The 13,494-nt window shown below is 71.4% G+C and carries 10 protein-coding genes and 2 pseudogenes; 3 read left to right on the top strand and 9 right to left on the bottom strand.

The window, feature by feature from the left end:
• Window positions 1–228: 228 nt before the first annotated feature.
• Window positions 229–747: a pyridoxamine 5'-phosphate oxidase family protein gene (locus DA06_RS02000; protein ID WP_043496886.1), complete on the top strand. Its 519-nt coding sequence runs from the start codon at window positions 229–231 to the stop codon at window positions 745–747.
• Here DA06_RS02000 and DA06_RS01995 read toward each other — a convergent pair.
• Window positions 727–1,107, bottom strand: coding sequence for a DUF1801 domain-containing protein (locus DA06_RS01995; RefSeq protein WP_052436258.1), 381 nt, complete (start codon window positions 1,105–1,107; stop codon window positions 727–729). The two genes, DA06_RS02000 and DA06_RS01995, sit on opposite strands and share 21 nt — an antisense overlap.
• Window positions 1,108–1,190: 83 nt before the next feature.
• Here DA06_RS01995 and DA06_RS01990 point away from each other — a divergent pair, with 83 nt between their 5' ends.
• Window positions 1,191–1,790, top strand: a complete 600-nt coding sequence (locus DA06_RS01990) for a DUF6058 family natural product biosynthesis protein (protein ID WP_043496884.1) — start codon at window positions 1,191–1,193, stop codon at window positions 1,788–1,790.
• Between the two features lie 117 nt (window positions 1,791–1,907).
• On the opposite strand, the gene DA06_RS01985 is transcribed toward DA06_RS01990, so the two are convergent.
• The 3 genes from DA06_RS01985 to DA06_RS01975 form a co-directional block, all read right to left on the bottom strand.
• The gene (locus DA06_RS01985; protein ID WP_043496883.1) at window positions 1,908–2,492 is read right to left on the bottom strand and encodes a hypothetical protein; all 585 of its coding nucleotides are present in this window, start codon (window positions 2,490–2,492) and stop codon (window positions 1,908–1,910) included.
• 98 nt (window positions 2,493–2,590) lie between these two features.
• Window positions 2,591–3,127, bottom strand: coding sequence for a pyridoxamine 5'-phosphate oxidase family protein (locus DA06_RS01980; RefSeq protein WP_052436257.1), 537 nt, complete (start codon window positions 3,125–3,127; stop codon window positions 2,591–2,593).
• Window positions 3,124–3,321, bottom strand: a complete 198-nt coding sequence (locus DA06_RS01975; RefSeq protein WP_043496882.1) for a hypothetical protein — start codon at window positions 3,319–3,321, stop codon at window positions 3,124–3,126. The genes DA06_RS01980 and DA06_RS01975 overlap by 4 nt, the downstream gene beginning before the upstream one ends.
• 185 nt (window positions 3,322–3,506) lie before the next feature.
• Between DA06_RS01975 and DA06_RS01970 the strand changes: the two genes are divergently transcribed.
• A complete protein-coding gene (locus DA06_RS01970; RefSeq protein WP_418606777.1) occupies window positions 3,507–4,598 on the top strand; it encodes a GlxA family transcriptional regulator in 1,092 nt (363 codons plus the stop codon).
• Here the strand turns inward: DA06_RS01970 and DA06_RS01965 are convergent.
• The 5 genes and pseudogenes from DA06_RS01965 to DA06_RS01945 form a co-directional block, all read right to left on the bottom strand.
• Entirely contained in the window at window positions 4,544–7,459 is a 2,916-nt protein-coding gene (locus DA06_RS01965; protein WP_043496881.1) for a glycoside hydrolase family 3 protein, read from the bottom strand. The genes DA06_RS01970 and DA06_RS01965 overlap by 55 nt on opposite strands.
• 327 nt (window positions 7,460–7,786) lie before the next feature.
• Window positions 7,787–9,260: pseudogene (locus DA06_RS01960) on the bottom strand (GH1 family beta-glucosidase).
• Between the two features lie 234 nt (window positions 9,261–9,494).
• A pseudogene (yicI, locus tag DA06_RS01955) lies at window positions 9,495–11,609 on the bottom strand (alpha-xylosidase); the annotation flags it as partial.
• On the bottom strand, window positions 11,610–12,392 hold the full coding sequence (locus DA06_RS01950) for a carbohydrate ABC transporter permease (RefSeq protein ID WP_418606776.1): 783 nt from the start codon (window positions 12,390–12,392) through the stop codon (window positions 11,610–11,612).
• Window positions 12,393–12,512: 120 nt separating this feature from the next.
• Window positions 12,513–13,472: a carbohydrate ABC transporter permease gene (locus tag DA06_RS01945; RefSeq protein ID WP_418606775.1), complete on the bottom strand. Its 960-nt coding sequence runs from the start codon at window positions 13,470–13,472 to the stop codon at window positions 12,513–12,515.
• Window positions 13,473–13,494: the final 22 nt, after the last annotated feature.

Raw genomic sequence — 13,494 nt, 5'->3', positions numbered from 1 at the left:
CGTGGCGTCGACGACGTCCGCGGCGCGGTGCTCGGGGGCGAGCCGGTGACGGCGGGCGAGGCGGGCCCGCCGCTCGGCGTCGGTGATCGTGCGCACGGGTCCATCCTCGCAGCGCCAAAGTCCTGGAGATCGGCACGCGCCCGGTGTCGAATGGGCCGTGCTCGCTCCGTCCCAGGGGACGAGGGCCGGACGGCCGCCGGAACGACCCGTGACGAAGGAGGACCGACCGTGGAGCCGCACGAGATCACCGAGATCCTGAACCACCCGACCAGCCAGGAGCTCCTGGCCCGCGACATCACCCGGCTGGCCTACACCGGGAAGGACGGCACCCCGCGCGTCGTCCCGATCGGCTTCACCTGGAACGGTGCCGAGATCGTCATGTGCACCCCGACCAACGCGCCCAAGCTCGCGGCACTACGCCACAACCCGGCGGTGGCCCTGACGATCGACACCGAGGTGCATCCACCGCTGATCCTGCTGATCCGGGGACGGGCCGAGCTCGACTACGTCGACGGCATCCCGGAGGAGTACTTCGAGGCGAACGGCACCTACAGGATGACGCCCGAGCAGCGCGTCCATTGGGAGGCTGAGGTGCGTTCGCTCTACGAGAGCATGGTGCGCGTCGTCGTCACGCCCACGTGGGCGAAGCTGATCGACTTCGAGACGACCCTGCCGAGCGCCGTCGAGGAGCTGATCCGACGGCGGGAGGATCGCCGGCGCCAGCGGTCAGGTCGGGTGACCGGCTAGCACGTCCTCCTCGGGCGTTCCGTCGATCTCCGCGAGCCGGGCCTGGAGGAGCCGCTCGAGGACGTCGTCGGGAATCGGGTGCTCGGCGGTGAAGCGTACGGTGCCCTTGGAGAGGGAGTGGCCAGCCAGGTCGGCGCGCACGGCGTCGATCGCCGCCGGGGAGAACGGGAACAGGGAGAGGTGCTTCGCAGCGGCGACGACGCTGACGAACGGCTTGCCCCCCACCCGGAGCGCGGGCATCCCGTAGCTCATGCCGTCCTCGGCGTCGGGAGCGAGCCGCCGCGCGACATCGATGACGTGCTGCATCGCCTCGCGCGACGGCGAGGAGATCTTGGCGATGGCCGCGTCGACGGAGCTCATGGACCCATGATGGACCGGCGAGCGCCACGGTGGGCTCGGCTGCCCGGCAGTTCCTCCCGGCTCGGCGAACTAGGCTCGTCGTCGTGAGTCTTGAGCGAGTTCGCGAGCTGTACCTGCAGCTGAACGGGAACCACCCGATGACGCCGGAGGACGACGACTATGTGCGCCGGCACTTCGTGCCGGTCCCGGACACCGACGACCACCCGCGGGAGCAGGTCCTCCGGCTGATGGCCGAGCGGAGGCTCCCGCTGCCGGCCTACCTGCTCTCGGACGGGACGCCGATGGTGCACACGGACTTCCTCGGTCCCGTGCAGGAGGCCGGTTCGGAGACGGCGCTGCGGGACTGGTTCCTCGGGCAGTGGCCGGCCGAGGAACGTGACGTGGCCGAGGCGGAGTGGACGCACGGGTATCTGTCCGGGCAGTACGTCTGCCTGTGGTCGGTCTCCCCGACGACGATCCGGGCGAAGGACGAGGTGATCGAGGAGATCAAGAAGGAGATCGCTGCGCTCGAGGAGGGCGGGGGCTCGCGGGATCGCCTCGCTGCGGCGGTGGACCGGCTCGACGAGCTGGAGCCGCCGTTCACCGGCTACGACCGCAAGCGCTTCGGGGGGCCGACCTCACGGCAGGTGTGGATCGACGACGTGCGCACGACGCACCTTGCCCAGGAGCGTGCGCGCCGCTGATTCTCCGGGCGCCCAGAGGGCTGCGTCACGACGTCGGCACCCACGACGCCGCGCCGTGGGTGCCGCCGGCTGACGCCGGCTCCGCCCACGGCACGGACGTCGTGACTGGTGCATAGATCAGCGGGTGACAGCAAGGGCGATGCAGCCCAGGCCCAGGGCGACGTCCAGCACGAGGCAGGCCTCGGCGAGTGAGCGGGGCACCACCTCGTCGCGGTGGTAGTGGATGACGTCCCAAACCCCGTGGCCGGCCAGCGTGAGACCTGCCACCACCAGTCCGACGCCGGGGTCGAGGTTCAGGGCGATGACGGCGAGCGCGCCGAAACCGGCGAGCGCGCCGGCCTGCGCCAGCGTCGGTCGCCGCGTGCCGGACCGGAGTCCCACCGCGACCAGCGCCAGCCCGGTCAGGCCGAGGGTGGCCCAGCGCGGCAGCCCCACGAGCTCACCGGCCACCACCACCAGAGGGACGCCGACGATGCTCGCCCAGGCGACCCACGGCCTGCCCAGCGCGGCGGCAGCGAGGTAGCACAGGGCGGCCGCGGTGACACCGATCGCGAGGGTGTCGCGGTCGGCCAGGCCTGTCATCAGGGGCACGACGGCGACGCCCAGCCCGAGCGCGGCGGGCCAGCGTTGCACGAGGGTTCGCCGTCGGGTGCCGGCCGGCGCGTCGGTGCCGACCGTGTGCCTGGCATTCTCAACACTCATCTCATGCCTTTCTCGGTTGCGCGGTGACTTGGTGCAAGACGCGTTCGGGGGAGCCGGGGCGGCCGGACCACTGCGCGAGACACCTCGGCGGCCGTTCGTCATGCGCTGCCTCGCTCGGCGAAGACCTCGGGGGAGACAGCGCCCGGCAGCCTGGTCACGAAGTCGAGCACGCCCACCCAGGAGGGCCGCAGAGCGATCCGCGCCATGCGGACGCCCGGGCGGTCGACGGCAGCCACGTTGGCGTCGCCCTGCTGCCGGCCGGCGTAGCGGCGATGCGCCAGGACGTACTCCGGGACGATGCCGTCGACGTCCGTGACGACGGCGTCTCCGCGCAGCAGGAGGACCTGCGGAGGCGTGGCCGCGGCGTCGATCGTCACCGCGATGCCGGGGCGGGCTCTGATGGCTCGGATCTTGCGCGCGCCCGCGAACGTGCAGAGGACCAGCTCGGTGCCGCTCCAGTGGAACAGCATGGGAAACACGCGGGGCGTGCCGTCGTGGGCGACGTACGCCACCCGAGCCAGTTCGGTGGAGCGGAGGAGGGCCTGGGCGACCGGTGAGCGCAGCAGGCCCACGTCGCCCTGGGGCAGCGCCGTGACGTCCTGAGCGGTCCGACCGGCGGTGGGCTTCGCGCTCATGCGGTCACCCGCAGTCGCCTGTCGAGACGCCGAAGGACGTCTGCCAGGCCGTGGCGGAGCCGACGGGCACCGGCCGGCAGCGAGCGCCCGGCCACCTGGCCCTCGGGAAGGTGGCGGAGCTGCCGGAGGTGTTCCGCCTCCGCGAGGCGCTCCTCGTGGATCGTTCTGGCGAACTCTGGACTGATGTGGCTCATGGTCTTCCCGCCGTCGTGAGTGGGATGCGGTCCGCTTGTTCGCCGAGCGGCCGAGCGGGCGGCCGGATCCCACGTGGTTGGTGGACGGCACTAGCATTTCCCTCCAGCGTGATACCCCCTAGGGGTAGCGTGGGGGATGGCTGGGACGTTGGGACGGATGTCTCTCAGGCACGGGGCGGTGACCGATGAGTGAACGGCTCGTCGCGGTCGTGGGGTACGCCGGGGTGGAGCTGCTCGACATCTCCTGCGTGACCTCGGCCCTGTGCCTCGCCACGCGCCTGGGTGCCGTGCCCGGCTATCGCGTCGTCCTGCTCACGCCCGGCGGGGGACCCGTCGAGTGCGACTCGGGCCTGTCGCTCCAGGGCCAGGAGTCCCTGCAGCGCTGGACCGCGCCGGTGGACACCGTCGTCGTCTCCGGGGGACTCGGGCACGAGGAGGCGGGCGCCGACCCGCTGATCGTCACCCACGTGCGCCGCATCGCCGCACTGAGCAGGAGGGTGGCCTCGGTGTGCACGGGTGCCACCGTCCTGGCGGCGAGCGGCCTCCTGGACGGCCGCCGGGCCACCACCCACTGGCGGTACGCGGACCAGCTGGCCCGGGACTACGTAGCAGTGCGCGTCGACGCGGACCCGATCTACATCCGGGACGGGAACGTGTACACCTCCGCGGGCGTGACCAGCGCACTGGACCTGACGCTGGCGCTCATCGAGGAGGACAACGGGCCCGAGCTGGCGCGCCGGGTCGCACGCGGGCTCGTGACCTACCTGCAGCGTCCGGGGAACCAGGCCCAGATGAGCATGTTCACCGCTCGGCCGCAGTTCCGGCACGAGGCCGTACGGGCGGTGGCCGATCTGGTCTCGTCAAGGCTGGACGCGGACCTCTCGCCCGGAGCGCTGGCCGCTCACGCCGGCGTCAGCGCACGCCAGCTCACCCGCCTCTTCGTCGAGCACACCGGGCACACACCGGGACGCTACGTCCGCCGGGCCCGCACCGAGGCCGCCGCCCATCTCCTCACCTCGACGGACCTGACCATCGCCGCCGTCGCCCGCAGGTGCGGCCTGGGCACGGCCGAGTCCCTCCGTCTGGCCTTCACCGCCGAGTACGGGGTCGCTCCCTCGCGCTACCGCCTGAGCTCGCGATCGGCTGCTTCGAAGGCACCAGAGACGAGGCCGGGGGCGTCCTTCGTGAGGACGCCCCGGCCGTCGGGGGTGGGCAGGTCGGATCAGCGGGTCAGCTGGACGGTGTCCAGCCGCATGTCACCCCGCGCCACGAGATAGACGTCCTGAGGCCCGCCGGCCGCGTCGAGCGCGGCCTCGACGGTGACGTACTCGTAGCGGTCACCGGTGCTGGGAACCTCCAGCGTGCCGGCGAGCGTGCCGTCAGGGCTGCCGAGACGGACCTCGAGGGTGGCCACTCCTCCGTCCTCACGCGAGGCAACGACCTCGACCTTGGCGTCGCCGCCGCGCAGCCTGACGTCGTGGAAGGCGACCCAGTCACCCTCGGAGGCCCCGACGGCGGTGCCGTCCACCTTGGTGGTGTCGACCATCTCCACGCCGGAGTAGTCGTCGAAGTTCTTCACCGCTACCGGCTCGGAGGAGAGGTCCCGCGAACGGGTGCCCTGTGACCCCGGCACGCGGAGCTCGGCGGTGCCGCGGACGTCCTCGGACGACGCGCCGACCAGGACCTCGTAGCGGCCGGCTGCGACGACCTCGCTCTCCGACTCCACGTCCCAGTAGGCGAGGTCCTCGACGGCGACCTCGAGGTCGACGGTCACGGTCTCGCCCGCGGGGACGTGCACGCGCTCGAAGCTGCGGAGCTGCTTGAGCGGCTGGGGGACCGGTGCGTCGAGCGCGCGCGTGTACAGCTGGACCACCTCGTCACCGTCCACGCCGCTGGTGTTGGTGACGTCCACGCTCACCGTGACGGTGTCCCCGGCCTTCGCCGTCCGCGAGCTCACCGAGACCTCCCCGTACTCGAAGTCGGCGTACGACAGGCCGTGGCCGAACGGGTACAACGGGTCGCCCTCGTAGTACTGGTACGTCATCCCGCTCCTGGCGATGTCGTACTCGAGGATGTCGGGCAGCTCGTCGACGGAGCGGTACCACGTCTGGGTGAGGCGCCCGGCGGGGGAGACGTCGCCGAGCAGCACGTCCGCCAGCGCGTTCCCGGTCTCCTGACCGGCGTGCGAGGTCCACACGATCGCCGGGACGTTCTCCTGCGCCCACGGGATCGCGATCGGGTAGCTGGACATGACCACCAGGACGACGTCCTTGTTGGCCGCGGTCACCGCCCGCAGCAGCTCCTCCTGCGCCGCCGGGAGGGTGATGTCGGTGCGGTCCTGCGTCTCGCGGCCGTTGATGTACGGGTTGTTGCCCACCACCATGACGACGGTGTCGGCCGCGCCGGCGACCTCCACGGCCTCGGCCTGACCGTCGCGCACGGTGTCGATCTCGAAGCGGGCTGCGCCGGCCTCGTCCCTGGCCGTGGCCGCCAGGCGTCCCTGACCGTCGACGGTGACGAACCGGCCGTTGGCGACGTGGCGCAGGGCCGTCGTGCCGTCGTCGAGCTCGACGAGGTTGAAGGTCTGCTGCACCACCCACCCGTTGGGCTGGACCTGGTCGTTGACGAGCCGGTTGGACCCGCCGAGCGAGACGTACTTCCCGTTCGCCGTGGTGCGCAGGGCGACGACGCCCTCGCCCCAGTCGAAGACGTCGAGTCCCTCGGCAGCGCCCGCCGTCGGGGCGCTCGCGGTGAGCACCTCGCCGTCGTCGTCGGTACCGGCGGTGACGTACCGGCCGGTGCCGGCCTCGCGCAGCGCGATGCGGTCCACGCCCTCGCTCGTGGTCACGTTCTCCGCACCGAGCCGCTCGGCGAGACCGTCCGCGGCCGTCACCTTGTACGGCATCGTGCCCGCGTACCAGTCCTCGTAGAGCGTGTCACCGAGCGGCCCGACGACGGCGACCGTCCCGTCCCCGGCCATCGGCAGCGCCTCGCCGTCGTTCTTGAGCAGGGTCATCTGCTCGGCGGCCGCCTGCCGGGCCAGCGCCGCGTGCTCGGGGTCGTTGATGACGTCGGCGGTGATGTCCGCGTAGGGGTTGGCGCCCTCGGGGTCGAAGTCGCCGAGGCGGAAGCGGATGCTCAGCGTGTGGCCGAGCGCCTCGTCGAGGTCAGCCTCGGTGAGCAGACCCTGGTCGAGGGCGGCGGTGAGGTTCGCCGTCGTGAACGAGGGGTCCTCACCGCGGTCGGTGAAGCTGTCGACACCGGCCTTGACCAGCGCGGCGTGACTCTCGGCGTGCGTGTCGTAGTACCCCTGGGAGTCGACGACGTTGCCGGGCGCGTAGGCGTCGCTGACGACGAGCACCTCCTCCGGCGCCCACTCCCGCACCTTGTCGTTGATCTCGGGGAGCAGGTGCGCCGGGCGGCCGTTGACGAGGTTGTACGACGCCATGATGCCGTTGGCCGTTCCGGCGGCGAGCGCCGGCTCGAAGAACTTCAGGTAGTACTCGTTGAGCAGCCGCGGCGGGAGGCTCGAGCTGGTCCGGTCGCGGTCGACCTCGTTGTTGTAGCCGAGGAAGTGCTTGATCAGCGGTGCGCTGAGCAGGTAGTCCGGGTGGTCCCCCTGCAGGCCGTCGGTGTACCCGATCGACATGGCGCCGGTCAGGGTCGGGTCTTCCGAGTAGCCCTCCTCGTTGCGTCCCCACCGCGGGTCGCGCAGCGGGTCGACGACCGGCGCCCAGACGTTGAGCCCGTGGTACCAGCGATCGAGGGTGTGGAAGCCGCGGACCTCGGTGCCGACCGCCTCGCCGACGTCCTCCAGGAGCTCGGGGTCCCAGGTGCTGGCCAGACCGATGGCCTGCGGGAACACGGTGGCCTCGCCCAGCCAGGCGACGCCGTGCAGCGCCTCGGTCCCGGTGCGGAAGGCCGGGACGTCCAGGCGCTCGATCGCGGGCTGCCACTGGTGCATGAGCGAGACCTTCTCCTCCAGCGTCAGCCGGGAGAGCAGGTCCTCGACGCGCTCCTCGAGCGGCAGGTCGATGTCGCGGAACGGGTAGTCGGTCTCGGCGGCCGCGCCGGCGGGCAGGGCCAGCGCCGGGCCGAGGCACAGCGCGAGCACCGGGGCGAGCAGCCTTCTGCGCATCCCCCCGGCGCGGTGAGCGGCCAGGCGTGCCTGGCGCTGGGTCGTGCTCGGGCCGGTGCGGCGCCGTCGCCGCCGTGGCCCTCGTCGGTTCAGTCATCGGATCTGGAGCCTTTCTCGTCATCGAGTCCCCCCTGGCTCACGACTTCACGTCGGAGTTACCTGGTAGTCGTGCATGCGCGAGCTCGCCGCGACCCTCGCGGCGGGACGGGGCTGTGCTACCTCTCAGGTACCCGTGCCGGTGCACGGTTGCGTGGTGGTCGGGTGTCACCTCCGGTTGGTGGGGCGGTCTGGTTCCTCGCGTCGGCGGCGAGGTGTCGGGATGTCGACCTACACGGCGCGGGCGGGCACGCCGGGGACCGTGCGGGTCCGGGCCAGCTCGGCGAACCAGCGCGCGCTGTCCTTGGGGAGCCGCTCGAGAGTGTCGTAGTCGACCCGGACGATGCCGAAGCGCTTGGAGTACCCGTAGCCCCACTCGAAGTTGTCGAGCAGAGACCACACCAGGTAGCCACGCAGGTCCACCCCCCCGCTCGATCGCCCGGTGGCACGCGGTGAGGTGGCGCAAGAGGTAGTCGATCCGGTCGTCGTCGTGCACGGCGAGGCCACCGGGCCGGGTCGGGTCGGTGACGATCTCGTCGTCGAACGCCGCGCCGTTCTCGGTGACCATGAGCGGCAGCGAGGGGTAGCGCCGCGAGAGCGAGACCAGCAGCTCCTCGAGCCCGGCCGGCTCGATGTTCCACCCCATCGCCGTGTACGGGCCCGGCATGCGGAGGAACTCGACCTGGTCCGCGCCCGGCCACGGCGACCCGCCGACGTCCTTGTGGCCGTCGTTCATCTCCCGCGGCGACACCCCGTCCCACAGCCGCACCCCGGTGGTGGAGTAGTAGTTGACGCCGAGGACGTCGAGCGGCTGACGGATGGCTGCGGCGTCCCCGTCGCGGACGAAGGACCAGTCGGTGACCGAGGCGGTGTCGGCCAGCACGTCCGCGGGGTAGCCGCCCTCGAGCAGCGGCTGCAGGAAGACCCGGTTGGCCAGGCCGTCCACCTGGCGCACCGCCTCCTCGGCGCCGTCGCCGGAGCCCCGGAACACGTGCAGGTTCAGGGTGATCGAGTAGTCCGCCTCGCCCGTGACCACACTGCGCAGCGCCTGCACGCCCAGCCCGTGGGCGAGGTTCAGGTGGTGCACGGCCGCCAGCGCGGCAGCGGGCTCGGTGCGGCCGGGGGCGTGCGCGCCCGACCCGTAGCCGAGGTAGGCGGAGCACCACGGCTCGTTCAGCGTGGTCCACGTGGCCACGCGGTCACCGAGCGCGGCACCGACGATCCCGGCGTAGTCCGCGAACGCCTCGGAGGTCGCCCGGCTCGTCCAGCCGCCCGCGTCCTCGAGCGCCTGCGGGAGGTCCCAGTGGTAGAGCGTGGCGATCGGCCGGATGCCGCGTTCGAGCAGGCCGTCGACGAGCCGGGAGTAGAAGTCCAGGCCCGCCCGGTTGGCCGGGCCCGTGCCGGTGGGCTGGACGCGCGGCCAGGCGATCGAGAACCGGTAGGCGTGCAGGCCGAGGTCGGCCATGAGGTCGAGGTCCTCGTCGAGGCGGTGGTAGTGGTCGTCCGCCACATCCCCCGTGTCGCCGTTCCACACCTTGCCCGGGGTGTGGCTGAAGGTGTCCCAGATGCTCGGTCCGCGCCCGTCCTCCCGGGCCGCGCCCTCGATCTGGTAGGAGGCGGTGGCCGAGCCGAGCACGAAGTCGTCGGGGAACCTCAGGCCCGTGCCGCGGTAGTCGTCCGCGCCCGGGACCTCCGCGGCGCTCATGCCGACACCTCCGCGGCACCGTCGGCGGCCTCCACGGTCCCGCCGCCGGCGAGGCGTGCCCGGAACGGGACTGCCGGGGAGGAGGTGACCCGGGCCCCGGCGTCGGACCGGACGACGGTGAACGTCGTGACCTGGCCGGTCTCCGGGTGGGTGACGGCGACGGTGCGGTCGGCGGTGCCGGGGGTAGACGGTGACGAGCGGGTTCTCCGCGTAGTCGTAGTCGGGCCGGTCCGCGCCCGGGCGGGTGACGAGCACGGCGTTCTCGCGCACCCAGAGCGGCAGGGAGGAGAAGTCGTGCCGCTCGGTGCGCCACCCACCGCCGGCGGTCTCCCCGGTGAGCAGGTTCGTCCACGTCCCGGCGGGCAGGTAGTAGGTGACGTCGCCCTCCGCGGAGAACACCGGCGCGACCAGGAGGTCGCGACCGAGCAGGTACTGCCGGTCGAGGTACTCCACGGCCGGGTCGCCGGCGAACTCCAGCGGCATCGCCCGCATGACCGGGACCCCCCGCTCGTGAGCCTCGACGCCCGCCTGGTACAGGTAGGGCATCAGCTCCAGCTTGAGGGCGGTGAACCGGCGGGTGACCGAGACGGCGTCCTGGCCGTCGGCCTCCCGGGCGGAGTCGTCGTCGAACGCCCACGGCACGCGGTAGTTCTGCGACCCGTGCAGCCGGGAGTGGCTCGACATCAGGCCGAACGCGACCCAGCGCTTGAAGACGGCCGGGTCGGGCTTGCCCTCGAAGCCGCCGATGTCGTGGCTCCAGAAGGAGAACCCGCTCAGCGTCAGCGACAGCCCGCCGCGGAGGGACTCCGCCATGGACGCGAAGCTGGAGGAGTTGTCCCCGCCCCAGTGCACCGGCAGCCGGTGCCCGCCCACGGTGGCCGACCGGGCGAAGACGACGGCGTCGCCCTTCCCGCGGACCTCTTCGAGCACCTCGAAGACGGCTTCGTTGTAGAGCTGGGTGTACCAGTTGTGCATGACGCCGGGGTCGGAGCCGTCGTGCCAGACGACGTCGGTGGGGATCCGCTCGCCGAAGTCCGTCTTGATCGCGTCCACGCCCTGGGCGAGGAGCGCGCGGAGCTTGTCCTGGTACCAGGCGCGGGCGGCGGGGTTGGTGAAGTCGACCAGGCCCATGCCCGCCTGCCACATGTCCCACTGCCAGACGCTGCCGTCGGCCCGGCGCACGAGGTAGCCGGCCGCCGCGGCCTCGTCGAAGGGGGCGGCGCGCTGGGCGATGTAGGGGTTGAGCCAGACGCTCACCCTGAGCCCGCGCTCACGCAGCCGCGCGAGCATGGCCTCCGGGTCGGGGAAGACGCGCGGGTCCCACTCGAAGTCGGTCCAGGAGAAGTCCCGCATCCAGAACGTGTCGAAGTGGAAGACGCTCAGCGGCAGCTCGCGCTCGGCCATGCCGTCGATGAAGCGGTTGACCGTGGCCTCGTCGTAGTCGGTGGTGAACGACGTCGAGAGCCACAGGCCGTAGGACCACGCCGGCACCTGGGCGGGGCGCCCGGTCAGCGCCGTGTACCGCTCGAGCACCTGCGCCGGCGTGGGGCCGTAGATCACGAGGTACTCCAGGGCCTCGCCCGGCACGGAGAACTGGACCTGCTCGACGGCCTCGCTGCCCACCTCGAACGAGACGTGCTCGGGGTGGTTGACGAGCACGCCGTAGCCGCGGTTGGTCAGGTAGAACGGCACGTTCTTGTAGGCCTGCTCGCTCGAGGTGCCGCCGTCGGTGTTCCAGACGTCGACGCTCTGGCCGTTCTTCACCAGCGGGCCGAAGCGCTCGCCGAGGCCGTAGACGAGCTCGCCGACGCCGAGGGAGAGCTGGCTGTGCACGTACGTCGGCGACGGCGCGAGCCCCGTCGTCGTCACGCCCGCGATGCCCGTGGGCTCGGCCGCGACGGGCGCGTCGGGGGCGAGGGTGACGTACCCGACCGACTTGTGCCCGGAGCGGGTCAGGACCTTGCCGTCGGCCTCGAAGGTCAGGTCCCACGGCGCTCCCGGGGAGATGCGGGCGCGGAGCGGGCCCGCCTGCAGGGTCCCGCCCGCAGGGCCGGCCTCGGCGAGGCCGTGTCCCGGCTCGGCGCCGAGGAGGTCAAACCCGGGGCTGGGGCGGGTGCCGCGGTGGTGCTCGATGCGGACCTTCACGACTCCCTCGAGGGGGCTGGACAGCGTGACCGTGAGCAGGGCGCGGTTGAGCGTGTCGCCCCGGCCGGTGATGACGCGGGTGGGGGCCAGGACCACGAGGCGTCCGCCGTCGGCGTCGGCGTGCGCCGAGATGTCGTAGGCCTCGGCGGCGTACTGGGCGTCGACGCCCGGCCGCGTGTGCCAGAACCCGTCGGTGAACTTCATTTACTTCACGGCTCCTGCGGTGATGCCCCGGGTGAGGGTGCGTTGGAAGATGAGGAAGAAGATCAGGGTGGGGATGAGCCCGAGCAGGGCGGACGCGCTCGTGGTCGTCACGTCCATGAGGCGGTCGCCCTGGAGGACCGTGATCGCCACCGGCACCGTCTGGGTGGCGTTGGAGACGAGGAACGTCAGCGGGATGAGGAACTCGTTCCAGGTCCAGATGAAGAAGAAGATGAGCAGCACGGCCAGGGTGGGCCGCGAGATCGGGAAGACCACCCGCCACAGGATCTGCCGGCGGCTCGCGCCGTCGAGCGAGGCGGCCTCGAGCATCTCCTTGGGGAAGGTGCTGAAGACCGACGAGAGCAGGTAGGTGCCGAAGGCGCTCTGGACGACAGTGAAGATGATGATGACCGACCACACGTTGTCGTAGAGGCCGACCTCCTTGAACATGAAGTACAGGGGGTAGAGCAGCACCTCCTGGGGCAGCATGTTCGCCAGCAGGATGAGCACGACGATCCACGTGCGGCCCTTGACCCGGCCGATGCCGAGGGCGAAGGCGTTGAGGACCGAGAGGCCGACGGCGAGCACGGCGACCGTCCCGGAGATGAAGAAGCTGTTCCACAGCTTCTCGGGGAAGTTCACGCGCTCCCAGAACGCGACGATCCCGTCGGTGTAGACGCTCGTGGGCAGGCTCAACGGTCCGGAGGCGTTGTAGTCCGCCGGGGACTTGAACGAGTTGACCACGATCATCAGGAACGGCACGGCGACGACCAGGCCGAAGAGCACGGCGAGACCGAGGATGACCCAGTCGCCGGCCGAGCGGCGCGTGCGGTTGCCGCGCGCCTTGCGCGGCTCCCGACCGCCGCTGCGTGGTGGTCGGAGCGTCGAGGGTGTCGGTGGTGGCCATCAGCGCTGCTCCTCCCGGCGTTCGTACCGCGTCTGAACGATGATGAAGACGATCGCGACGACGGCGATGACGGCGGTCAGGGCCGTCGCGATGGTGGCGCCGTAGCCGACCCGCTGGGACTGGAAGAACTCCGAGTACGCGTAGTAGGCGGGCACGATCGTCGAGGTGCCGGGGCCGCCGCCGGTGAGGGCGTAGACCGGGCCGAACACCTTCAGGGCCGCGATGGTGCAGGTGAGGACGACGACGAAGATCTCGGGGCGGATGATGCCCACGGTGATGGCGCGGAAGCGCTGGAACCAGTTGGCGCCGTCGAGCTCGGCCGCCTCGTACAGCTCCGGGTCCACGCGCTGGAGGGCGGCCATGAAGATGACCACCGGGTAGCCGATCTGCACCCAGACGAGCACGACCATGATGGAGACCAGCGCGGTGTCCGGGCTGCCCAGCCAGTTGTGCTGCAGGGAGTCGAGGCCGACGGCGTCCAGCACCTGGTTCAGCGCGCCGTTCTCCGGACGCAGGATCCAGCCGATGACGATCGCGGCGATCACCGAGGGCAGGATCTGCGGCAGGTAGTAGGTGGCGCGCAGGAAGCTTGCCACCTTCCCGCCGAACTTGCGGCCGACCAGGTCGAACAGCATGGCGGCCAGCACAAGGCCGAGCAGCGTGGGGACGACCACCATGGCCAGGACCATCGCGACGGAGTTCTGGAACGACGTCCAGAACACCTCGTCGGAGAAGAGCTTCGACCAGTTCTCGAGGCCGATCCACTCCGGCGGCTTGATCCCGCGGTAGGAGGTGAAGGTCAGGTACACGTTCCAGACCAGCGGAACGATGATGATGAGGGTCAGCAGGATTAGGCCGGGGACCAGGTAGATCCAGTAGGTGTTCCTGCTCAGGCCCGGGATCAGGCCGTTGCGGTCGGGCCGGCGCTCCGGCAGGGCCGGCACCGTGGCGCTCGCCATGAGGTCTCCTCGCGTGGCGGTC

The sequence above is a fragment of the Georgenia sp. SUBG003 genome (assembly GCF_000715355.2).
Classification (GTDB): Bacteria; Actinomycetota; Actinomycetes; order Actinomycetales; family Actinomycetaceae; genus Georgenia.
The sequence above is the reverse complement of the archived record's forward strand: the minus strand, read 5'-3'. Positions and strand labels throughout refer to the sequence as shown.